General features: G+C 40.5%; 21 protein-coding genes. 13 read left to right on the top strand and 8 right to left on the bottom strand.

What is annotated here, in order from left to right; all coding sequences use genetic code 11:
• Positions 1 to 38 precede the first annotated feature (38 nt).
• Positions 39 to 1241, bottom strand: a complete 1203-nt coding sequence (locus tag MsAc7_RS01190; RefSeq protein WP_338102784.1) for an ammonium transporter — start codon at positions 1239 to 1241, stop codon at positions 39 to 41.
• Positions 1242 to 2069: 828 nt separating this feature from the next.
• On the opposite strand from MsAc7_RS01190, the gene MsAc7_RS01195 reads away from it, so the two are divergent.
• The 3 genes from MsAc7_RS01195 to pyrG all read left to right on the top strand — a co-directional run bounded on the left by MsAc7_RS01195 (position 2070) and on the right by pyrG (position 5001).
• On the top strand, positions 2070 to 2462 hold the full coding sequence (locus MsAc7_RS01195; protein ID WP_338102785.1) for a hypothetical protein: 393 nt from the start codon (positions 2070 to 2072) through the stop codon (positions 2460 to 2462).
• A 357-nt stretch (positions 2463 to 2819) separates the two neighbouring features.
• Entirely contained in the window at positions 2820 to 3008 is a 189-nt protein-coding gene (locus tag MsAc7_RS01200; RefSeq protein ID WP_338102786.1) for a hypothetical protein, read from the top strand.
• A gap of 385 nt (positions 3009 to 3393) precedes the next feature.
• On the top strand, positions 3394 to 5001 hold the full coding sequence (gene pyrG / locus MsAc7_RS01205; RefSeq protein WP_338102787.1) for a glutamine hydrolyzing CTP synthase: 1608 nt from the start codon (positions 3394 to 3396) through the stop codon (positions 4999 to 5001).
• A 687-nt stretch (positions 5002 to 5688) separates the two neighbouring features.
• Here the strand turns inward: pyrG and MsAc7_RS01210 are convergent.
• Positions 5689 to 6159, bottom strand: a complete 471-nt coding sequence (locus MsAc7_RS01210) for a pyridoxamine 5'-phosphate oxidase family protein (RefSeq protein WP_338102788.1) — start codon at positions 6157 to 6159, stop codon at positions 5689 to 5691.
• 252 nt (positions 6160 to 6411) lie between these two features.
• Between MsAc7_RS01210 and MsAc7_RS01215 the strand changes: the two genes are divergently transcribed.
• From MsAc7_RS01215 to MsAc7_RS01225, 3 genes are all read left to right on the top strand, one after another.
• The gene (locus MsAc7_RS01215) at positions 6412 to 7026 is read left to right on the top strand and encodes a magnesium transporter (RefSeq protein WP_338102789.1); all 615 of its coding nucleotides are present in this window, start codon (positions 6412 to 6414) and stop codon (positions 7024 to 7026) included.
• Complete coding sequence (locus MsAc7_RS01220; protein ID WP_338102790.1) at positions 7023 to 7595, top strand: magnesium transporter; 573 nt, start codon at positions 7023 to 7025, stop codon at positions 7593 to 7595. Before MsAc7_RS01215 ends, MsAc7_RS01220 begins: the two co-directional genes overlap by 4 nt.
• A gap of 163 nt (positions 7596 to 7758) precedes the next feature.
• The gene (locus MsAc7_RS01225; RefSeq protein WP_338102791.1) at positions 7759 to 8961 is read left to right on the top strand and encodes a potassium channel family protein; all 1203 of its coding nucleotides are present in this window, start codon (positions 7759 to 7761) and stop codon (positions 8959 to 8961) included.
• Positions 8962 to 9125: 164 nt separating this feature from the next.
• On the opposite strand, the gene MsAc7_RS01230 is transcribed toward MsAc7_RS01225, so the two are convergent.
• Positions 9126 to 9464 (bottom strand): hypothetical protein, encoded by a 339-nt coding sequence (locus MsAc7_RS01230; protein ID WP_338102792.1) that lies wholly within the window; start codon positions 9462 to 9464, stop codon positions 9126 to 9128.
• Between the two features lie 489 nt (positions 9465 to 9953).
• On the opposite strand from MsAc7_RS01230, the gene MsAc7_RS01235 reads away from it, so the two are divergent.
• Positions 9954 to 10823: a hypothetical protein gene (locus tag MsAc7_RS01235; RefSeq protein ID WP_338102793.1), complete on the top strand. Its 870-nt coding sequence runs from the start codon at positions 9954 to 9956 to the stop codon at positions 10821 to 10823.
• Between the two features lie 91 nt (positions 10824 to 10914).
• Here the strand turns inward: MsAc7_RS01235 and MsAc7_RS01240 are convergent, their stop codons facing one another.
• Entirely contained in the window at positions 10915 to 11640 is a 726-nt protein-coding gene (locus MsAc7_RS01240; RefSeq protein WP_338102794.1) for a DUF169 domain-containing protein, read from the bottom strand.
• A 542-nt stretch (positions 11641 to 12182) separates the two neighbouring features.
• Here MsAc7_RS01240 and frhA point away from each other — a divergent pair.
• The 6 genes from frhA (at position 12183) to MsAc7_RS01270 (ending at position 17822) form a co-directional block, all read left to right on the top strand.
• Complete coding sequence (gene frhA / locus MsAc7_RS01245; RefSeq protein ID WP_338102795.1) at positions 12183 to 13415, top strand: coenzyme F420 hydrogenase subunit alpha; 1233 nt, start codon at positions 12183 to 12185, stop codon at positions 13413 to 13415.
• A 68-nt stretch (positions 13416 to 13483) separates the two neighbouring features.
• On the top strand, positions 13484 to 14008 hold the full coding sequence (gene frhD / locus MsAc7_RS01250; protein WP_338102796.1) for a coenzyme F420-reducing hydrogenase, FrhD protein: 525 nt from the start codon (positions 13484 to 13486) through the stop codon (positions 14006 to 14008).
• 167 nt (positions 14009 to 14175) lie between these two features.
• A complete protein-coding gene (frhG, locus tag MsAc7_RS01255; protein ID WP_338102797.1) occupies positions 14176 to 14904 on the top strand; it encodes a coenzyme F420 hydrogenase subunit gamma in 729 nt (242 codons plus the stop codon).
• A 2-nt stretch (positions 14905 to 14906) separates the two neighbouring features.
• The gene (frhB, locus tag MsAc7_RS01260) at positions 14907 to 15761 is read left to right on the top strand and encodes a coenzyme F420 hydrogenase subunit beta (protein ID WP_338102798.1); all 855 of its coding nucleotides are present in this window, start codon (positions 14907 to 14909) and stop codon (positions 15759 to 15761) included.
• 284 nt (positions 15762 to 16045) lie between these two features.
• The gene (locus MsAc7_RS01265) at positions 16046 to 17056 is read left to right on the top strand and encodes a virulence RhuM family protein (protein ID WP_338102799.1); all 1011 of its coding nucleotides are present in this window, start codon (positions 16046 to 16048) and stop codon (positions 17054 to 17056) included.
• A gap of 481 nt (positions 17057 to 17537) precedes the next feature.
• Positions 17538 to 17822 carry a hypothetical protein gene (locus MsAc7_RS01270; RefSeq protein ID WP_338102800.1) on the top strand — a complete coding sequence of 95 codons (285 nt, stop codon included), beginning with the start codon at positions 17538 to 17540 and terminating at the stop codon, positions 17820 to 17822.
• Between the two features lie 137 nt (positions 17823 to 17959).
• On the opposite strand, the gene MsAc7_RS01275 is transcribed toward MsAc7_RS01270, so the two are convergent.
• The 4 genes from MsAc7_RS01275 to MsAc7_RS01290 form a co-directional block, all read right to left on the bottom strand.
• Positions 17960 to 19309 (bottom strand): hypothetical protein, encoded by a 1350-nt coding sequence (locus MsAc7_RS01275; RefSeq protein ID WP_338102801.1) that lies wholly within the window; start codon positions 19307 to 19309, stop codon positions 17960 to 17962.
• A gap of 29 nt (positions 19310 to 19338) precedes the next feature.
• Positions 19339 to 20406: a hypothetical protein gene (locus tag MsAc7_RS01280; RefSeq protein WP_338102802.1), complete on the bottom strand. Its 1068-nt coding sequence runs from the start codon at positions 20404 to 20406 to the stop codon at positions 19339 to 19341.
• Between the two features lie 70 nt (positions 20407 to 20476).
• On the bottom strand, positions 20477 to 22354 hold the full coding sequence (locus MsAc7_RS01285) for a DUF2075 domain-containing protein (RefSeq protein WP_338102803.1): 1878 nt from the start codon (positions 22352 to 22354) through the stop codon (positions 20477 to 20479).
• A gap of 382 nt (positions 22355 to 22736) precedes the next feature.
• A complete protein-coding gene (locus MsAc7_RS01290; RefSeq protein ID WP_338102804.1) occupies positions 22737 to 23855 on the bottom strand; it encodes an immunity protein Imm33 domain-containing protein in 1119 nt (372 codons plus the stop codon).
• Between the last annotated feature and the right edge of the window lie 117 nt (positions 23856 to 23972).

A 23972-nucleotide genomic window follows, 5' to 3' on the forward strand; every position in this document is an offset into this window, starting at 1 on the left:
TCCGTATTGATTCTTGTTTTTTTGAATTTTGATTTCTTTCATGCCCGCTCGCCGTGGTTGGAAATGTCAAGCCCGAGCTCTTCTTCAAGTTCGGAAACCCGGAGTCCGATGGTTTTGTGGATTCCGTAAGCCAAAACATATGTGACGACAAATGAGTAAATCAGGGCGGCTAAAGCATCAATGATGTTGGCGGCAAAGAGTGAAACATTTCCTTCAATCAGTCCGCCCGTTCCCGCAAAGGCCGCTGTCGCAAAGATGCCGGTCGCAATCGCGCCCCAAAGGCCGCCGACGCCGTGAATCGCCCAAGCGTCCAAACTTTCATCCCATTTCTTTTTCAGACGGAAGGAAAGTGCCGTATAACAAATAACGGCCGCAATGCCGCCGATAATCATGGCGGAAAATACGGAAACATATCCGGCAGCGGGCGTAATCCCGACAAGACCGGCCAACGCACCCGAAACCAGGCCGACGGCGCTCGGCTTTCCGTGAACGGAACTGGCCGCAATCCAAATCAAAGAGCCGGCCGCTGCTGCAATGGCAGTGTTCATGACGGCCAGGCCGGCAATCCCGTTTGCACAAAGGGCGGATCCGCCATTAAACCCGAACCAACCGACCCATAAAAGTCCGGCGCCGAGAAGGGTGAGCGGAATATTCTGAGGTGCTGAAACCACCCGGAATGAACCAAAACCGCTGCGTTTTCCGATCACAAAAGAAGCTGCAAGCGCACCGAAGCCGGCACTGATGTGAACAACCGTTCCGCCGGCAAAATCTAAAACGCCCATGGCGTGCGCCCATCCGCCGCCCCAAGCCCAATGAGCCAACGGGTCGTATACAAGCGTCGTCCACAAAAGTGCAAAAAGAATAAAAGAGCTGAGTTTAACGCGTTCGGCAAATCCGGAAATAATAATCGCCAGAGCAATTCCCGCAAAAATCATCTGGTAGGCAACAAAGACAAGGTCGGGAATTCCGGAAACAATCGTATCGTCAATTCCGATGCCGGAAAGACCGAGGAAATCAAGGCCGCCGATGAGCCCGAAAATGTCATGGCCAAACGCTAAAGAATAACCGAAACAAACCCACTGAAGGCTGACCAAAGCCAGCGATAAAAAACACAAGAAGATAACGGAGATGATATTTTTCTTTCGAACCAATCCGCCGTAGAAAAGTCCCAAACTCGGAACCATGAGCATTACAAGAGCGATACAGATCAAAATAAAGGCTGTAGAGCCGCTATCAATCAAAATTTCACCTTTTGAATAAAACGTTATTTGTAGACGATCCGATTTTAGCTTTTAATGGACCGTTGATTTTGAAGCATCAATTTCACCTCTTGAATATTTTTAAACTCCGTAGGGTTTTTTAAATTCTTAATTTAATTCAAATTATTTCCGTTTTTGACTATTTTTAAATTTTATTATTCCATTTTTGACTATTTTTAAATTTTATCTATTTCGTTTTTGGCTATTGTTAAAATTTTATCTATTTCGTTTTTGACTATTTTTAAATTTTATTTATTCCGTTTTTGACTATTTTTAAATTTTATCTATTTCGTTTTTGACTATTTTTAAATTTTATTTATTCCGTTTTTGACTATTTTTAAATTTTATCTATTTCGTTTTTGGCTATTGTTAAAATTTTATTTATCCCGTTTTTGTCTCGTTTTTGGTCGTTTTTACCGTTTTTGGTCGTTTTTAAATTTCGTTTTTGAATTGTCATTACATTTTCGGCAAATTTAACCGACAAAAAAGAGGAAAACTTAAGAGTATTTAATATTTTCGTTCTAAATTATATAATATAATATATTAATTATAAAATAATGTATAAATTAATTTAAATTTTTTAATGCCAATTGAATCTATTTTTGAATTAATATTTGTCATTATTTTTTATTTACGAGATGAATTATTCATGACGATCCAGTTTAAATTTTTCAAAATGATAAATGACTAATTTGTCATGGAGATTTAATTTTAAGGAATGTTTTCCAAACCCTATTTAAGTCTTCCGATTTTGTTTTTTTCGAAATGTATTTAACATCGGCATTTATTTTTGTCTTTGGAGGATTTATCATGAAAAAAGAAAACAAAATCGTCATTGTCCTGTTTTTGACAGCTTTTTTATCTGTACTTTTACTCTATGCATTCGTTTTTAGCGGCAGTTTCGGAACCGGACCGCAACAATCACCGGTCATTCCCACACAAAGTGATATTGGAAAGAGTGTTTATGTGGAAGGTACTGTTTTAAACAAAAAAATGACTTTCACCGGCGAGAATTTAATTCTCAATATCGAAGGAACCAATCAGGATGTTTTGGTGATTTTTATTCCCAAGTCATCCGGCGCGTCATCTATTTTTCAAAAAACGAGTGTGGGGAATAAAATCGGCGTGACCGGGATTGTGGAGGAATATAACGGAACGCTTGAAGTCGTTGTCAAAAAGGAAACGGATTTTAAAAATCTTTAAGTCTTTATTTTTTATAAGGCGTTTATCATCTAAATCAATTTGAATGATTATCGAGACAACAATTTATATATAATTGAACAAAATAAAAGATGAGATTAAATATATATCTGATAAGGAAAAACTATCCCTCATTGTGCGAAAAAGGGCGTACAATTTTCATAGACAATGAATAATTTCGGGTAAAACCGGAAATTTCCGATTCATTCATAAATAAATGCAGTCGGGATCAGATTTTCCGGATGACTGATAATGTCCGATATATGTTGAACAAAAAGGCATTATTAAGATGCTTTTGCTGAATTTTCAAAAGAAAAATTCAAAACACAGATTAAAATTGATAACTACAGATTGATTTATATGTTTACTTTAGATAACACAGAAGGTTTCGACCAGAGAACACTTGATAAAATGAACGCTGAAGTCCGGGAGAAAATGAAAAAATATGATCAAAAATCCAAGGACTACAAAAAAATGCATGCCGATGTTGAAGATGAAATCTTTGACAAATATTGTTTTGAACACTTTTCACCATCCATGAAATTCTGAAATTGAACTTAATAAAAGGTTCAATTTCGATTTATTTTTATTTTTAATTTCTTTTTTATTTCTTATTTTTTTATTTTTTTCTTTCTTATTTTTTCTTTTTCTTTTATATTTTCTTTTTGTTGTCCGTTCTTTTTGAGTTATTCATGACTTTCGAAAAGCGAAGAAGAACCTTTATATATCGTTAAATTAACTTTCATGGGATCATAAAAATAACTGAATAATAACCCATCAAAATAAAAACCAAATTCAAAATCATTCGTTAAGAATTCGTTTGAAATAAGAAAGGGCATGAGGTTTTTTGAAAAAATAAAAATCTCTTGTCCTTTTTTTATTGATTTTGGCGGGAAAATTAAACCAAAACAAATCAAGAAAGGGTGCGAAAGTCATGAAGTATATTGTCGTTACCGGCGGCGTCATCAGCGGTCTTGGGAAAGGAATCACAACAGCATCGATTGGCAGAAACCTGAAAAACCGGGGTTACAAAGTGACGGCGCTCAAAATCGATCCTTACTTGAATGTGGATGCCGGCATTATGAGCCCGTTGCAGCACGGTGAAATTTTCGTCCTCAAAGACGGCGGCGAAGTCGATTTGGATTTAGGAAACTACGAGCGGTTTTTGGATACGGAATTGACCGCCGACCATGACATCACCACCGGAAAGGTGTATCAATCTGTCATTAATCGCGAGCGTCGGGGAGAATATTTGGGCAAAACCGTTCAAATTATTCCGCACATTACCAACGAAATCAAAGGACGTGTTCGCCGGGCCGCGGAGAAAAGCGGTGCTGAAATCTGTATTATCGAAGTCGGCGGAACTGTTGGCGACATTGAAAGCATGTCTTTTTTAGAAGCCATCCGTCAGATGAAAAACGAAGAGAAGCACGAAAATATGAAATTCGTTCACGTGACGCTTGCTTTTGACGATACGCAGGGCGAACAGAAAACAAAGCCGACGCAGCATTCGGTTAAAGAAATGAGGACGCTGGGACTGTCCCCGGATTTCATTGTCGGCCGAGCGACTTATCCTTTAAAAAAGGAAACGAAAGAAAAAATCGCTCTTTTCTGCGACGTCCGTGAAGAATATGTGGCCAGCGCCTACAATGTCTCTAACCTTTACGAAATTCCGCTTATTTTGGACAAAGAAGGCATTACGGACCACTTGATTGAGGAACTGAAGCTTCCGAAAATCGGGCGTGACAACACCGGCGAAAAGACTTGGAGCGATATGGTTTCAAAGATGAACGAAATCAAACAAATTCCGGATGAAAAGGCTGTTCGTCTTGCGATTGTCGGCAAATACACCGATTTGGCCGACTCGTACATCAGTCTTTTTGAGGCGATTAAACACGGTTCAACGGCAGCCGGCGTCAAAGTTGTCTGTGAGCTGATCAGTTCCGAAAAACTGGAATGCGACGACTCCTGTTTCGCCAGTTTGGAAACGTTTGACGGCATCATCGTTCCGGGCGGTTTTGGCGAACGCGGTACCAACGGTATGATCCGAGCGATTCGCTGTGCCCGTGAAAATAATATTCCGTTCCTCGGAATCGGACTTGGTATGCAAATGGCGGTTGTCGAGTTCGCAAGAAATGTTGTCGGCCTTGAAAGCGCCCACACGACCGAATTCAACGAAAAAACAAAATATCCGGTTATAGACACGATTTCCGAAAACAATGACGGAACCGGCTTTGGCGGGATTATGCGTTTGGGCGAATTTGAAATCACGTTAAAAGAAGGCACGAAAGTCCGTGAAGTTTACGGCGAAAGCAAAACGTTTGGCCGATACAGAAACCGTTATGAGATCAATTCGGATTTCATCAAAACACTTGGAGAAAGCGGTTTGGTCTTTTCGGGAGACATCCGGGGCGCGGCACAGGCGATTGAACTTCCCGACAAAAAGTTCTTCGTGGGGACGCAATATCACCCGCAGTTTAAATCCAGACCGACTCGCGTCGAACCCTTGATCGGAGCATTTGTAAAAAGCATGAAAGAATGAATGAATGAATGAATGATTTCTTGCCTTTTTCTTTTCTTCTTTTCATTTCTATTTTCTCTTTTTTGATGCGGACGGCGACGCGCGCGGTATGGCATCCGTTTTTCAGGTTCGTGAACGAGGGCAACCCGCGATTTATTTTTAATGTCAAAAACACCGGTTCAATCAGAATCCCATCTCAAGCAAACCATCCCGCTTAAACAGACGCGTTTCGCGTCTGTTTAAGCGGATGTCGCCGAACAGTCAGTGCTGGTTGGAACCGAAAACAGCAGATACAAATCGGAACTGAAAACAGCAGATACAAATCGGAACTGAAAACAGCAGATACAAATCGGAACCGAAAACAGCAGATACAAATCGGAACTGAAAACAGCAGATACAAATCGGAACTGAAAACAGCAGATACAAATCGGAACTGAAAACAGCCGGTGCAGATTGGAACTGAAAACAGCTGGTGCATATTGTAACTGAAAAACAGCCGGTGCAGATTGGAACTGAAATCAGCTGGTGCATATTGTAACTGAAAACCGCCGGTGCAGATTGGAACTGAAAAACAGCCGGTGCGGATTGTAACTGAAAAACAGTTCGTCTGTACCCATTTCATCTGCCGAATATGACATTCGCTAAATCAGGCACGATTCCTGTCTGATCCAGCGATTTTGATTGAAATTAAAAAAACTCTTTTCTTTCTTATTTGTAATACTTGCCGGTACATTCTTTGATTGTAATTTCAATGACCGCTGTTGCTTTGATTGCGTTTTTAAACGAGTTTCCGGCAAGGTCGGGCGTGTATTTCTCGACAATTTTATTGAGCGCTTCTGTTTTTAAAGTCTCGTCTTCCAGTATTTTTGCCGTTCCCCGGATGATAACGCTTTGATAGACAGTGTTGACATTGCATGGGTTTTTTTCTTCCGGCCGAATGAATCCTTCAAATCGGTCGATTTCAAAACCCACTTTTTGATTTTTGATGATGTTGTCCAGCTTTTCCCCTTTAACCAAGCCGTGGATGTATATTTTTTGATTGAGATAAGCATAATGAACCGGAATCACATACGGGAATCCGGAAACATCGACCGTTGCCAAGCGGCCGACCGGTTCATTGTCCAAGAGAGATATGATCTCATTTTCGATTAACTGATGTGTTTTCATTCGATTTTGCATTCAACTCCTCCATTGAAAGTAATAAAATAATAAAAACAAAAGTAAAAATAAAAGTAAAAATAAAATCAAAAATAAAATCAAATAAAGAAACTCAATAAAAACAGTTGCTTAATACAGCTTTTGAAATATTAATCTTTATGCTTTAAACGGGGCATTTTTGTGCACTTTCTTCCCGTTTGTTTAACTTTCAATGTCCATTTCTCATTTTAATTTTGCCAATATTTTAATAATATCCCCGCTTTATACAGTCCTATGCCTCACCGCGAACGAGAAGATGATGAAGCCGATGTCGGACAATATCTCGGGGAGTACGCGAGTGTTTTGTCCATTGTGAGAGAGGCGTTGCCTTTTGAACTCATCGCGGTCATCGGCGGTATTGTCTCGGGTGTGATTTTATCCGGCATGACGGACGAGCTTGAACTGATTCCGGGGCTTTTGGTGATTATTCCGGGCGTCATGGGGCTTCGCGGAAATATTTCATCCGCCCTTGGCTCACGCCTTGGAAGCGCGATTCATATGGGTTTGATTACAAAAGCCGATTTTAAAAACAAAGAGTTGACCAACAACATTATCGGCTCCATGATTTTAACGATTATTGTTTCCACGTTTTTGGGCGTTTTGGGACACTTTATTTCTCTACTTCTTGGATTTGAAAGTGCGGGACTTTTAACGCTGGTTCTGATTTCACTGTTGTCCGGCTTCTTTTCAGGTATTGTTTTGTCGGTCATTTCCACCTATTTGGCGATCGGGACATTCAAATTCGGGTTTGACCCGGATAACGTTGTCACGCCGTCGATTGCGACAATTGGCGATATTTTGTCAATGGTCATGATTTTCATCTTCGCGCGGTTGGTGATCATGTTATGACGTACTATACCGTGAAAGGACTTGTTAAAAACGGCCTTCCAATCCTTTTTGTGACCTGCTTTATGGCGATTTTCGTCGGTCTTCTTCTCGGATATCAGGAAGACATTTTGATCGAGTATCCGACGCTTTTGATTTTGATGCCGGTTCTGCTTAAAATCGGCGGCGATACCGGAAGTATGTTGGCTTCCCGGTTGTCGTCCGCATTTCACTTAGGTCTCAGCAGCCGGATTCGGCGAAATCCGGTCGTCCGAAACAGCGTCGTTGCGGCCATCATTGTGGCGGTGGTTTCGACAACTTTTGTGAGCCTTATTGTTTACGTGATTAACATTTACCTGGGATACGGCACGTCGCTTTCACTAATTTTAAGTGTCAGCGCCATTGTCGTTTTCTTTGACATTTTAATCGTTTACACAACGACGGTCGGTCTTTCCTTTTTGTCCCATAAAATCGGAATGGATCCGGACGACACTGTCATTCCGGTTGTGGCCAGCCTCGGCGATTTGGTCGGCGTCGTTGGCATTATGTTTTCCATTATTCTTTTCGGTCTTTATGTGTTGAATATTTTCTGAAGAATGGACAACAAAACAATTATAATAAATACCTCAAAATCCAATGTAAACAAAAAGTAAGTACTTTAAAAGTAAACAATAATTCTGTAAATAAGCACTAAAAAATTAGCAATATTATGGATATGCGACTACAAGTTGAATTGAACGGACGGTTTATCAGGTTATGACAAAAAAGCAGTATAAGTATGCGCCGCGGAATCTCAAAGAGTTGCTCGTTGAGATGAAAGACACATCTGAGCTGATGATTGATTTGGCTTATTCGGCAATGATTTACGATGACGAAGACATTGCTGAGGAAGTAATGCATTTGGAAGAAACGATGGATATGCTCGACTATCACGTCAAGATGGGGGCGATGCTGAGTACGCGCCGGATTGATGAGGGCGAGCAGCTTCTTGGTGTTCTGGAGGTGGCGTCCGCTTCCGAATACATCGCAAACGCCGCCATGGAAATTTCAAAATGCGTTCTGATGGACATTTCGATTCCGGACCGCCTCAAAGTGGCGCTTCGAAACGCTGACGAAACCATCGTCAAAGTCCGTTTAAACGACGAGTCCGAGATGGTCGGGCAAACGCTTGGAGATTTGGGGCTTGATGTCGAAACCGGCATGTGGATTATCGCTATCCGGCGAAATTCAGACTGGATTTATGCGCCGGACAGTGAAACCCGGCTTCGGCAAGGGGATGTTCTGATTGCCCGCGGTCATGATGAGGGCGTCCCGATCTTTTTTGAAAAGGCGACTCAGAAAATTTATACGCCCCGGAAAGTGATTGATTGCAACGAAGCGGCCGGCCTCGAACAGGCGATTGAGATTATTGTTGAAATGAAAAACATGTGTGAGCTGTCGGTCGGTCTGGCGTATTCCGCGCTTCTTTTCAACAACAAAGATATCGCGCAAGAAGTGCAGTCGATGGAACAGACGCTGGATGAAATGAAATATGAAGTTCAAGATTTGGTTTTGGAAGCTGCCCACTCTATGGACGCGCCCGCTGACTTGAAAGGTATTCTCATTTTGGCCAGCGCGTCGGAACGGATTTCAAATGCGGCATCCGACATTGCGGATCCGGTGATTCGTGAAATCGGCCTTCATCCGATTATTGCGATGGCCGTTCGCGAATCTGATGAAATTATCATTAAAATCGACGTGGCGTCTTGTTCCCCGATTCTCGGAAAAACGCTCAAAGAGCTTCGCCTTGAAACCGAGACCGGTATCCACGTCCTTGCCATCAAACGAGACAACCGTTGGATTTATTCCGTCAGCGGAAAAATCACCATTCGTGAAAATGATATCTTAATCGCGCGCGGTTCCCGTGTCGGGGAAGAGGCGTTGATTGAAATGTGCACGTGTCCGGTGGATTTGAAGTAAAAATATTTTTTTTTCATTTTCTTTTCTTTTCTTTTCTCTTTTTCTTTCTTTTTTCCGGCGGGGTCTGCGCGCGTGTTATGGCGACACATTTTCTTTTGGACTTGAGAAAAACAGGGGCGGTTTTTTTAAAAAAATCACTAAATATTAGTCGCTTATTGTTCAATTCAAGAAAGCCCTCCCGATTCAATCAGACGCGTTTCGCGTCTGATTAATCGGATTTCATGAAATGGATTGGATATAGCGGTGGCAGATGCAAACTGAAAACTGTAAACAGCAGATGCAAACTGAAAACTGTAAACCGCAGGTGCAAACTGAAAACTGTAAGCAGCAGGTGCAAACTGAAAACTGTAAACAGCAGATGCAAACTGAAAGCTGTAAACAGCAGATGCAATTGGAACTGTAAGCAGCAGATGCAATTGGAACTGTAAGCAGCAGATGCAAACTGAAAACTGTAAACAGCAGATGCAATCCGTACCATAAAACCGGATTTCGCCAGCGGTCAATTGGAATGCATCTGCTTATGGAGATCCGCAAAATACAGACGCAAAGCGTCTGATTTTGCGGGGCGGTTTGCTTGGTTCGTAATTTTGACCATATATTTTTAGCGACCGAAGGGAGCCGTTCGCGCAGCGAACCTTTTGGAAACAGCCTCCCCCGCCCCTTGAAAAATTCCGAAGCGAAGCGAAGGAATTTTTGCGTTAGAATTTGCGGGGCGGTTTGCTTGGTTCGTAATAATTTGACCATATATTTTTAGCGACCGAAGGGAGCCGTTCGCGCAGCGAACTTTTTGGAAACAGATTCCCCCCGCCCCTTGAAAAATTCCGAAGCGAAGCGAAGGAATTTTTGCGGTAGAATTTGCGGGGCGGTTTGCTTATTTCGTTTAAATTTGCCGTTCCGCTGCTTTTGAATATTCCGAAGCGAAACAAAAGTTCAGTTTTTTCTCTTTTAAATATACGGATAAATATAAAAACATTCGATTCCTTTCTTTTCCCATGACAACTTCAATTTATGACCGCTTAAAATCCGCCCAATCGGAACTCGAATCTTATCAGAAATCACACCCGGACGACCAAAAGCAATCTTTCCTTTACTTTGTCCGTTTTTCCGAAAATGTTAAGGGAATCATGGACGACCTTTTTAAGGAAGTCATTGATATGGAATCGGGAATGGAAACGTCTCTCATCGGGAAACCCAATGCAAATGTTGTGGCGGCCGTTCGAAATTCCGCCCGCAAAAAAATCGCGGAAAACAAACTCAAATCTCAGGCGGCTGATTTTCCGGCATCGAAAAAGTGGACAGCTAAAGGCATTGACGCACACATGGAGCGGGTCAAAGAACTTGAGCAAACGGCCAAAAACAGCCTGCAGGAATTGGATAAATTGGAGTCTTTTATCACAAAAAACATGACCATTTCCAATTATAAGCCGGTGCGGGATAATGTTGTTGTCGGCCTTCAGAAAAGAAAAGCGGATCCGGGGTATTCGGTGGAAAACTTAATTGACGCCAAGTACCGGATTTTTGTCAGCGGAAGCGATATTAAGGCCGTTAATGTTATTTTTGATTTTCTCATTCATGAAATCGACACGCCGGAGTTGAACGAAATCAGCGCCATGAACTATGTTCCATTCAAATACCTTCTCATCTCCGCAATCGATGCCGCTCGAATCAGCGCCGAGTTCCTTCCGAGTTACGAAGTTTACCGGTTCGCGTCAAGCCTCCCGAAAACGCCGGATGAAAATTCCGAATTGGTTCAAAAAATCCCGGAACTCATTTCATTTTCCGTCGATAAAATGAGAAACATGATGAAGCTGGCCAAATCTTACGAAAGCTTTGAAAAAGACGAAGAAAAGGTTTTGAGTTGATTTAAAATCAACTCTCATTTTTACAAAATGAAAATGTGTTGCCGTAACACGCGCGGCGCCGGCACACAAACACCCTTCTGTCCTTCTCTGTTTAGTTTTTATTTTCGCCCACAATAGACCGAAGGCCGATGACGGTTTTTTCGACGTCCTTTGCCGGAATCGAGAACAAAAGTTCATCATCCGTGATTTTCGTATAGGATCGGCTTCCGCTGCAGCCGATGGTCATATTCGGCTTATTAGTTTTCATGACATGAGCCACCGCGTCGGAACAAACGCTTTGTTTTCCGGAAAAAGCCGCTTCAATCCGGCCGCCGTCACGGTATTCGTAGCCTTGCGTGAGAAGCATGGCTTGCTTGGGGTTGCAAATGAAAATCACAACATCCGGGTTGTAATTCACGGATTCGAGGGGCGCGTAAAGTGCGGAAATCCGGGTGTTCGGTCCCAAAAACGTAATCAAATCCACGGTTTTTTTGGCACTTTCAACAGTTTTGAAATGGTGAAGACCGTCGCAGTAGAACTGTCCGCTTCTCACTTTGTCCGGAAGGACGCCAAGTCCGAGCGCGGCAGCGCCGCCTTTGCATTGGTGGTCGTCGTATGTGGTTGAAAAGCTTTCGCCGGTTCGGCGGACATAATCCGTCATTTGGCAGTGGCGCATCTGACGGTCGATTTTGTTCATGCCGGCCGGAATGTCGGATTCTTTGCCGGGCTCTACCAATTTGACGGCAACGGCTGACCCTTTGAGTCCCAAAAGGGTTTTGAACTCGTTTCCGTAAGCGTTTAAATCTTTTTGATCCAATTTGTTCTGATTTTCTGTCATATCTATCTCCACCAAAATTCTCGAAGGTTTAATTTGTCTTGAAAAATAAAAAGATATTGTTTGAGGCGCTTTAAAACAGCGCTTATTTGTAAACGTCACGAAACATAACATTTAAGTTAACATATCCGTCTGATTTTCTTTAACTTTTTTGAATTGTTCCTCTTCCGTCCGGCAAAAAACATGAATTTTATTTATAAAATATAATATTTGAAAAATATTTCATAAAATAAGATCATTTTCACAAGAATCTTTTAAATGAAATGCTTTCCAATTCTGTTTTTTTAGTTTTATTTCTTTTCATCTCTTGAGAAAAATCTCTCAAAACAAAACGAGAATCTTCCATAAAATACATATAATACTTCGATTTTGTATAGCTAGAACCCTGAAAACAAAGGGTAGAATTATATTTTAATGAAAATACATTATGAACAACAGAATGTATTCTAAAAACGAATCCGAAATCCGAATGTTTACCTTTAATTTTTCACCGTATTCGTGTTCAATTTTTGGAAAAACAGCGGAGATCCATTTCAGGTGATTGAATGAGTAAAACAGTAGAATATAAACCAACAACAAGACATGAGGGACACACCAATTTGGTCTTAACGGTCGACGACGAAGGAATCGTCGAATACGGCGCGTATCACAGTGTGACGCCCGTCCGCGGATTTGAAAAATTCCTGACCGGAAAAGTCGCCGAATTCGCTCCGATTGCCGTCTCCCGGTTCTGCGGCATTTGCCCAACCTCCCACTCCGTCTCCGCCGTTGAGTGTATTGAAGACGCTTGCGGCATTGAACCCACCAAAGACGGTCTTATTTTAAGAGAATTGACCGGCATCGGCAACAAAATGCAATCCCACCCGCTTCACCAATTCTTAGTGACACCGGATTATGTTCCGGAAAAGGACCGCGTGGAAGTCATTAAGAGAATCCAGGAAATGAGACGCATCGGCCAGTATTTCGTGGACACCATCGGCGGTGAAGCCATCCATCCCCCGAACGTTAAAATCGGCGGCATGGCCAAAAATATCACGCCGGAAGCCAAAAATAAATTGATTGAGCGCGCCAAGGAATACCAAAAGTTGGCGGAAATCCAGTCCGATTACATGATGAATATTTTCAACAAAGGCAAATTGGCGGACGGCACCGACATTCCGGAAAAGCTCGGCTATCACAACTTCCCGACGCTGGCCACCAGTTTAACCTACCGTGACCGCTCTTTATACAACCACGCCGACACGGTTGAAGTGTCGCCGTTTGAGATTTTCCCCAAAGAAGTCGCTCTTCACGCTTGCACCAACGTTCCGAAATACAAGGGAAGTTTGGTTGAAGTCGGTCCCCGCGCCCGTATGGCCCGGTTTGAAGGATTCAAAGAGAAAGGAACGCTCGGCATCCACAAAGCCCGCGCTCTTGAAATGTGCCACTATGCGCCAAGAGCTCTTGATTTGCTGGAGTCTTTGAACACAAACGGCGCTCCGCGTTCGGAAAGCCCGATCGTCGGTGACGGCGAACGGCTCGGCGTCGGACCGTTTGAAGCCGCCCGCGGTCACAACGTGCACACCGCCGTTATCGACCGGAACGGAAGAGTCGTCGACTACACAGCCATTGTCGCCACGACCTGGAACATTCCGATTATCGGACAAGCCGCCGTCGGCCAGCATTACAAGTTTGCCGAACACGTCGCCAGAGCTTACGACCCCTGTGTTTCATGCGCAACCCACATGATTGTCAAAGACCGGGACGATAAAATCATCGACGAAAAGGTGTTTCAGTAAACAGCTGTGACAGATTCGTTTCATCAAATTCAGCTTCAGAAAAAAACATGTCATTGAGAGGGTAAAAATTGCCGGAATATCTGGAAAAAGAAGTCCTTGTGTTGGGCTGCGGAAACATCTTGTTCGGAGACGATGGATTCGGATTTCATGTCGTCAACCGTTTGAATGAACTCAAATCGGGCGGCGGCTGCGACGCATCGGTTTTGTCCGACGACAAAATCGGAATCATCGACGCCGGAACCGGCGCGTCTCACTTCATTCTTTCCCTGATTGACGAAACCACGATAATTCGAAAAATCATTATCGTTGACATCGTCGATTACGGACTTGTTCCGGGAGAAATGATCAAGTTGTATCCGAAAGATTTACCGCGCATTCCGAAATATCAAATCGACGCGCACGACATGCCGCTTGCGGGAATGTTGGTTGATTTAAACAAAGATTTCGGAATCGATGTCGTGGTCATCGGCTGCCAATACAAAAATATGCCGGCGCCGGACATTTGTATGGATCTTTCCGACGAAGTCGAAGCGTCCATTGACAAAGCGGTTGACATGGTTTTGGATGAATTGATTCGGGACGAATCGGATTGATTCGGAATGAATCGGATTGATTCGGAACAAATTGAATTGATTCAGATGAACCGAATTGAATCAAAAATGATGGTTGCAAACTCAGTATAATTGATTGATTAATGATTGATTTCGTCAAGAAATTCAAAAATTTGGAAATATAAAATTGAATAAAATCGGGTGATAAATTGGTAAGAGTCTCACATGTCCACTTAAGCGGATGTACGGGGTGTCTCATTTCTTTTGCCGACACTTACGAAAAGCTGCTGGATATTTTACAAATGGTTGACTTGGTCTACGCCATTACGCTTGCGGATGAACAGACCAGGATCATAGATACGGAAGAAAAGCTCACGATTGAACGCATTTATCCGGAAAATGTCGATATTGCGCTTGTGGAAGGCAGCGTCTGTTTGGACGATCCCCACGCGGTCGAGCTCATCAAAGATGTCCGCGCCAAAACCAAAATCGTTGTGGCGCTCGGCGGTTGCGCGGTTACCGGTTGTGTAACGCGATTCAGCCGCGGCGGGCAAAATCCGCAGCCGACGCACGTTGCTTTCGTTCCGGTGTCTGAAGTGGTTCCGGTCGACTTTGCGATTCCGGGCTGTCCGCCATCGACGGACGCCATTGTCAAGTTCGTTGTGGCCGCGCTTGAAGGCGACACAGATTACTTGGAACCGTACGCCGAATTCGTGAAAAACAAAGACGTGAGCGGCGACGACTTGTGGAAACGCGTCATCAGCCAAGGCCTTTGCATGGGCTGCGGTTCTTGTTCCGCGTCCTGCCAGGTGCGTGCGATTGAAATGTTTGAAGGCAAGCCGGATGTCCGGATGGAGCTTTGCATCAATTGCGGTTCCTGCATCATGCAATGTCCGAGAATCAGAATGCCGAAAGCAAAGGGAATTTTGGGGGTATAAAAATGTCATCTGTCGGAGATTATATTTCGGTTATCGCCGCCCGGTCCACGGACCCTGAAATTTTAAAGCGGTCCCAAGACGGCGGTATCGTATCGGCCGCTTACATTTACGGTCTTGAGAAAGGCCTTTTGGACGGCGTGATTGTCGCGAAAACGGAAGAAGGATTTACCCCAAAGCCGAGAATTGCCCGGACCAAAGACGAAGTTTTGGCTGCCGCCGGCACGAAATATTCTTTGTGCCCGAACGTATCCATGGTCAAGAGCGCTGTCAAAGAATACGCGCTTGAAAAGGTGGGTTTTGTCGGAACGCCGTGTCAAATTATCGCAATGAGAAAGATGATGCAGTACCCGGCCGGATTCCGTCTGACTGTCGGAAACATCGGTCTTGTGATCGGTATCTTCTGTATGGAAAATTTCCCGTATGAAGGTATGAAAACGTTGATTGAGGAATACGCCGACGTGAAAATGGGCGATGTCCTTAAAACCGATATCGGAAAAGGAAAACTCTTCGTTTACCCGAAAGACGGCAGCGAACCCAAAACCATTCCGATTAAGGAAACCATGCCGTACGAGCAGAAAGCCTGCCACATTTGTATGGACTACACGTCCGAATACGCCGACTTTTCGACCGGTTCGGTCGGGTCGCCCGACGGTTGGAGCACGGTGCTCATCCGCAACCAGAAAGGTAAGGATTTCATCGACCAAATGATTGCCGACGGCAAATTGGAAACAAAGCCGATCGACATGGAAGGAAAAATCGGCTTCCCGCTTCTTGAAAAGTTGTCCGTGGACAAAAAGACGAGAAACGGCAAGGAAATTGAACACCGGATCGAAATGGGTCTGCCCGTTCCGTACTAAAGTTCGCGCGCTTTTCGCGCATCTACTCTTCATTCACCTCAAAAATGGGGGAGAAAGGCAGCAACCAGCTGCTTTTCTTCTTTCTTTTTTGAAAGGGCGTTTTTAAAATAACAGACTCTAAATAACGGATTTGTGTGTGTTTTCTTTTTTTGTTTATCAAATGAAAGCTTTTATCATTTTTTTATATTACTGTGATATTTTTCAGATTCCGGTATGCTTTACATTTTGTTCTGGAAATTGAATAATTATATATTGAAAACGGTTTATCCACATAGGGGATTGAATTGGAATCTAAGGATGAAATTATAATTTATGAAACAGACAACGGAATAACAAAAATCCACGTCATGTATGAATATGAAACGGTGTGGCTATCATTAGATCAGATGTCTGTTTTATTCGATCGGGATAAATCGACGATTTCCAGGCATATTAAAAATATATTTGAAGAAGGAGAACTGTCTAAAGATTCAGTTGTTGCAAAATATGCAACAACTGCTCTTGATGGCAAAAATTACTCCGTAGAGTTTTATAATTTAGATGTCATCATTTCTGTCGGATACCGCGTCAAGTCGAAAAGGGGAACTTTATTTAGAATTTGGGCAACAGAACGAATCCGTGAGTATCTTCTCAAAGGATTTACAATGAATGATGATTTGCTTAAGGAATCGGGTGGCGGCGGGTATTGGAAAGAACTGCTTGATAGAATTCGTGATATTCGTTCTTCTGAGAAGGTTTTTTACCGCCAAATTTTAGACATTTATGCGACCAGTGTTGATTATGATCCAAAAGATGATAAATCAATTTTATTTTTTAAAACGGTTCAAAATAAAATGCATTATGCAGCTCATGGTCACACAGCAGCCGAAGTCGTTGCAGAAAGAGCAAATGCTCATGAGCCTTTTATGGGGCTAACTCATTTTTCAGGTGCCAAACCAAAGAAGTCAGATATCACAAATGCAAAAAATTATTTGAATTCAGATGAATTGAATATTTTGAACCAAATTGTTTCAGCATATTTAGAATTTGCTGAACTTCAAGCTTTACGTAAAAAACCGATGCATATGAGCGATTGGATTGAAAAATTAGATGATTTTATCAAGATTTCCGGAAGTGAACTCTTGAAAAATGCCGGCTCTGTCAGTCAGTTAGATGCTGTAACTAAGGCCGAACTTGAATTTGAAAAATATAAACATAAAGAAAAGGACGATTTATCGCCGGTGGAATATGATTTTTTAGAATATATTGCAACAACTCAGAAAAAATTGGAAGAAATGAACAAAAAATCCAAATAATCTCATCTTTAATCCTCCTTTTTTATTCAAATATGTTGAGGTTATTTCCATTCATGATGTTCCGGACAAAGATTTACCTCAAAACGGTGCTTTTTTTGAAATCCGTACAAAAAATGTCATTGAATACATACAGCGGATGAAATTTGACAAATGATTCTTTTACAGCCGTTTTTAATGCGGAGACGTTCTCTTTGAATGAAAAAAGAAACCGCGTCAAACCGATGTTTGCGCAAAAGAGAAAAAGGCGTTTTTGTAAAAATAAATTTGGACAACGTCATCCATGAATAAATATTTTCAATTTAATTTTTAATTTTGTCATTTATTATATCATTGAAGATATAATCTATGTTAATTGAAATAATAAAGTATAAATAGGATACTGCCTTTCATCTGCTTGTTTATTATAGTTCTATAAAACAAACAACAAAAGAGGAACATCTTTACGAAACAATCTAAAAAAATCTTTATCTCCCTTGTCATCTTGACCATTCTGTCCGCTTTAACCACGCCCGTTTTGGCATGCGGTTGCAACGCCGATTTCTCCGGCGTCAACAATTCAAGTTCAAACGCGACTTATTCTTATCTCTACAAGAACGCCGGCGCCGATTCGAATGACAGTTCTTATGCGACGGATTGCGGGTTTGATGTTTCCGGTTCCGATTTTGAGAACCAAACGGTGAATTCGGGGAATGTGAATTCAGGAAATGTTTGGTACCAATGCGGATTTATCGGGGAATGTTGGGGTTGGGTTTTGGGTTGGGTTTGATAGATTAAAAATTAGGGTTATGATTTTTTATCGAATCAAAATAAAGGCGATACGCTCAAGAAATTTATAATAATGAGTGATACAAAAATAAACAGCACCCAAATAATAACAATAAGGAATACACCCTTTTTGATATCCTAAATACTTTTTTTCAACAAATCATCACTTTTAAATGTATTTTCAATATCCTTCTTATCTAATATATCCTCATAATTTTTTTTCAGTTCATTATACCCATTAACAATTTTATTTTTTTGAAAGTAAACTTCGGCAATTCCGATTATCATAAATAAGAAAGATGCAACTAATATTAAGAAAGATAAATATGTAACATCCTTTGTAAATACACTTCCCACTGATTGATTGGACATGATTTTTATCAAATAAACAGATAATAGAAATGTTAGGAAGGCTATTAAATTGTTTTTGAATTTATCAAATAAACCATAAATCATATCATTTGACGTTGTTGTCAATTTTACAATATATTCAGCTAGTTTGTTTTTCAAATCAATATATTGCATTACATTTTCCTTTTGGTAAAGTGCAAAATTGGACTTGATAGAAGCAAAAACAGTTTCATCAATATTAATTAAATCTAAATTTTTACAGTGCAAGCTAATGGCATTTCTTGCAATAATTAATTTATCTGCAGGATTTCCATCAGTGTATGTCCATTTGTATATCTCATAGAATTCTTTATTTTTTAGTTTTTGAACATTTATATCACATTCATAATTAGACATTCGATGTCCTGATATTTGTATTTTAAATGAAGATTTCTCAAGGAAAGCACTGTTACTAAGATATGCAATTGATAACAAGGTTTCAATTTTTTCAAAAACATTTCTGAGATTACTATTTGAATCGGTTTTAATATGAAAATCCTCAGGAATTAATTCCAAATTTGAATTACTGTAGAAATTTGAATTTTGTTTACAAGTTTCTATTTTTTTGAGCCTATCTGATTCTAAAATTGTGTTCTCTTCATCTGCCTTTTTAAATACCATTGTCTCTGTAGATAATAACAAAGATGGTACAAGGCTGGAGTCAAAGATTTCAAAAATTAAATAATTATTTAATTTTAGTAATTGATTAAATGCTTTCATTATGTCTGAAGTTTCTTTTTTTAAGAAATCACTCATAAAATTATCAAAGCAGTATATCGAAAATTTATTGTCTTCCACTTTTTTATCAATCGTAATCATTACTTCTAATTCATCATCAAAAAATTTGTTTTTAAAGTTTTGATATTGTTGGAAGTTTGGAATGTCTGCTATTTGAATTATTTCTTCCAATGTTTCGTTTTCAATCGATATTTTTATTTTCTCTCTTCTTGGAAACCTATCTTTAATCAGTATTAGATGCTCTAAATCAGGTAGTTCTTTTCCCAAGCAAACCGTCTTGATTTCTAACGTCGTTACTCTTTCAGACAGTGAAGTAGGAGTTTTAGAAAAGCTATTTATTAGTGAATTTAATAAACCCATGCCCTTTCTTCTCTCCTCTTGTTAATTAATTATAAATCATCAATTTCATTCATTATTTTTGGCTTGTAAAATGCTTCATATGTGTCGTCATCTGTCGTTTCAATTTTTATATATTTCTTCCCATCATTATCCTGATAAGATTCTATTATGTCCAAGTTTATCTGGTCAAGTATGTTGAGTTCAATTCCCAAAGCAACATTATATTTCTTTTTCATTCCTTTTTTAACTTGGTCTGGAATTGAATAAAATTGTTCATCAAATTTTTTATCAGAGGGTAAGTTACGGAGAGCTTTTACGGTATCTTTGTATTTTTTATCTTCCATATTTATTGGTATATACCTTTCAAAAATATCATCAATCATAGTTGGGTAGTCAATAAGACCACCCTTTCTCATGTAACCAACAACAGAATTACTCAAATGTAAATAATCAGATTGAGAATTTGGTTGAATTCTTTTTCTTAATATTTGTTGCATTCCCTTAAATGCTTCGTGTGTGTTACTTTCATCGGTTTTTAATGGGTCTATTTCCAAAAAGTCATTACACCAATATTTTACAGCTTTATCTAAGTAAACACTTATTTTTTTAATTGAAATATTATTTTTCTCAAAAGAAATTACAAAAACGGCGGTCTTCCAAATTTTTTGTGTTTCTTCAGGAAATCCCAATTTTGCAACTAAATCATCATCATCGATAAATTTTGTATAATTCACTTTAGACAGTATAAATGTAAATGTATTTCCTTCACGTAATAAAGCAGATAATAAACTTCCTTTTCGCACTTTTTGACCAAGTTTATCAATTGATTCTTGTGTATCCGTTTCTATTTTTAATAAACGTTTTGCAATGGATAAACATTCTTTTTCTAAGTCTTCTGGTGTATGCTTACTTTTGAATACCAAATCTATTTGCTTTAATATCGCTGCTATAACCTGGGTATTTGAATCCTGTTCTTTATATGAACGGGTATGGCTATCTTTCGAGACAAAGGAAATCAAACTTGATATAAATTCATCAAAATTATCGTTTGTATCTCTTTTACTTACTTTTTGTCCGTCAACATCCACTCTATAAAATGATTTGTGCAACACATCCATAAATTATTCTCCACATCAATTAATACTTTAAAAACGGTTTTAAATAAATCCATATTTTATATATCTCATATTAATTTATATTTGAATATTTTGCATGTTCCAATCTCTCCTTAAAATACTCCTGCAACTCTGGATCCCTACAATAAACATAACAACCTTTCATCCCTCTCGACATCAAAATCTTATAAACATTTGATACAAGACGAGTCAATTCCACAGGCTCGTCTCTTAATCCCTTTTTCCCGACCAAATCTTTGTAATCATTATAGGAAGCATACAACGTCTTCATCTCCGGATTAAATTTCAAATCATTTCCAACAATCACACCGACATAATCAAATTCAAGTCCCTGAGATGTATGAACGCATCCGATTTGATTGACGCCGGCATCATCAATCGCCCAAGTATTTGTCGCCCGACTGTTCCAAGGCATACTGAAATCACATTCCGAAATGACGACGTCGTCAATTTCTCCATTTTTGTTTCCTTCTTTTTCGGACGACCATTTCCAAGAATAACCGGCCAGCATTCGGGCTTTGTATCCTTCATAGTTCTTGGCTTTGATCATGTCAAGCAAATCAGTTGGGCTGTCGGCGATTTTGAATTCAAATGCCGTTTTGTCCCAGCCGTCGAAGTTGGCGGTGTCTTCGATTTGCAAAACCGTTGTCAACCAATTCATGAAACCTTCGGCGCCGGAACACCGGAATTGAGCTTTAAGCTCAATTTCTTCAACTTCCGAATTGTATTTTTGAGCGATATCTTTTATGGATTGAACCGAACCGATGTCTTCCGGACGGATTTGTTGAGAGTCGTCCACAAAAAATACATTGATTCTTGACGCTTTGATGATATCTTCGATTTGATTTTTTCCCATATATTGGTAGGCGCCGGCGCCTTTCAAACGGTGGGCTTCATCGACAATCAAAACGTCGAAAATGTTTTCCTTTGTGTTGTAGAATCTGGCGGAACCTGAAAACAAAGCTCGAACACGGTTTTTATTTTTCGGCATTTGCTTTGTCAGCATTTCCAAAAGAACATTTCTAAAAGCGGAGTTTGGCGCCACAAATTGAACATTCATTTCATTTTTGAGCAATTCGCCAAAAGCGTTCATGGAAATGACGGACTTTCCGGTTCCGGGACCGCCTGTTACAATGATTGTGCGTTTCTTTCCATCCGCCTTTTTGGCGACATTGACAATGGTTTCAAAAGCCACCTTTTGTTCGTCAATCAAAATGAATTCTTTATTTCCTTGGAACAATCCGGAAACGCAGTCGATAAGCTTCTTGGACGGCTTAATTTTTCCGCTTTCAATCCTGTAAAGAATTTCCATTCCTTTGCCGCGGCCGACATGGCAAAATAGAAAATCTTCCAGCATTTTGTAATCGTCTTTTAAGAAAACAGGCGCTTGACTGATACATTCCGAATATTGCGGCAATTTCAGCGGTTCCGGATTTTTTTCTTTGTAGTTGTGCAAATAAGAACAGGAATGAGATTGAATATTTCCTTCATAAACCGCCATGTTCATGTCGTGAATCATTTGCTGGTAAGACCAAGCTTGATAAGACGGATGTGCTGCTTCACGAACGGCTTTTCCGACAAAAGTCTTGACAATATCTTCCTTTTCGGTCGGTTCCACTTCTTCCCATTGTTTTAATTCGACAATAACAAAGTTGTCTTCCTCACTTTCGTTTTTTCCGGAAAGGATAAAGTCGACACGTTTGCTTGACGTTGGAATATTGTATTCAATTAAAACACCGCAGTCGTTGGCAACATTGGAATTTCGGATAATTTTTTCCATAAATTGCATGGAATTGTTCCATGATTTTCTTTCAGAAGGAGAAGGAAATTTTCCAAAACAATCGACAAATGAATTTTCGATTTTGTCGACGATTAAGTTTTGGTCGGTATCCTTTTTGAATCCGATGGCGTTGCTGCTGTAAAGAATCATTTGAATCACTGAATATTTGAAATATTGTGATTCAATTGTTTTCTTTTTATAAAATAATTTTTGATGGAATTAGTATGGAATGTCCAAGAGTTTGAAGACCCAAAGAGCAGGAGTTGCAAAAAATAAGCTATATACTATTGAAGAAATTGAATCAACAAAGTTAAGAGTATCCTCAAGAAAACTTCCAGAAATGCTTAAATGTGTCACATCAGAAAAAATCGCAATAAGGATTATGTAACAAATAAATAAAGAAAAGTTTTATCCTCTGAGATTATATTTTTTGACAAAATTACCATTTATTTTATTCCTCCCCTTATTATATTCATATCTATTATCTATCCAGTTGCTATGGATCATCTTGGCCTATTCTATATTTTTTGTTTTAATCTTCTCCTTTCCTCCACTCCTCATCCCTCAAAAACGCCCCATCCTCTCCTCTAAAATAAGCCGCCCCAACATTCTCCTTCAAAAACTCCATAATTTCCGGATCATAATTCACAATCGTATTCAGCGAATAAACATCCGAGTTCAACGAATCCTCTAAATATTCATCCGATTCATCGCCTGCAAAAAACCGCCAGCCGCTGTCTTCCGGATAATCCGATTCTTCGCGGTACATAAAACCGACTCGGAAACCATCGACCGTAATCCGGTCAGTCGCGATGCAGCCGATCGGGCCGTCCCAATCAAAAAGAGGCTTAATGTCTTCTTTCGTAATCTTGTAATTCTTCTGCCGGCGTTTCGGGGCGTCAAGTCGGCAGACGTTTGTCCGGCAAACGTTCACCACGTGATCCAAAGCGTCGTCATCGTCCGCGTCGCCGAAAAGCGACAAAAACGCTTCGGCGCCGTTTTCCGTTTTGTAATTCATTTCTTCTTCATAAATCGGAACCATCTGATAGAAATTCACGTCGTCGCCGCCCGGAAGCACGCAAACATGGCCGTCGTCGGTGTACGGGTTAAGAAGCAGGACGCCGGCAAGTTCCGTGTTTTCGGCAAACGGGCCGCCGTTTGCGACCGTGTGTCCCCATCCAAGCCACGTGTCGCTGTTCATCGGCAGGCGCGCCAAAATTTTCAGCCAGCGAAGCGGCCAATAATATTTTTCATCGTTGTTTTGAATATCCCAGTCGGACGGAAGCGTTACCATCATTTCCGCGCGCGTGAGTTTCATGTCATCCAGTTCCCGGGGAACGTTCATGAGATGCGCGCCCATTCCCATCGTGATCAGCGTGTAAAAGTCGCGGCCCGATTCTTTGTCGGGCGGAATCACGCAAATGTCCACGTGAATGTCGGGCGAGACAATTTCATGAAAAACGGTTTCAAACGAGCCGAAATAAGTTTCAATGTGCTCTTCAATCGCATTAATTTCGTCTTCTTCGTAGAGTTCGGGAGAGAATTCGTCATATTCATCGGTTTCGTCATCGAAATCAAAGCCGTCATCGAATTCTTCATCTTCATTTTGATTTCCTTTTTTGTTTTCAAAATCGGTTTCTTTATTTGTCATAATTCGAAAAGGCAGTTCAAGATATATAATGAATTTGATTTTATCTCAATTGAAGCATTTTTATATTCGATGTCGCATTACTTTATATTTCATAAAAATATCATCAAAAATAAAAAA

The organism is Methanolapillus millepedarum, from assembly GCF_032594115.1.
Classification (GTDB): domain Archaea; phylum Halobacteriota; class Methanosarcinia; order Methanosarcinales; family Methanosarcinaceae; genus Methanolapillus; species Methanolapillus millepedarum.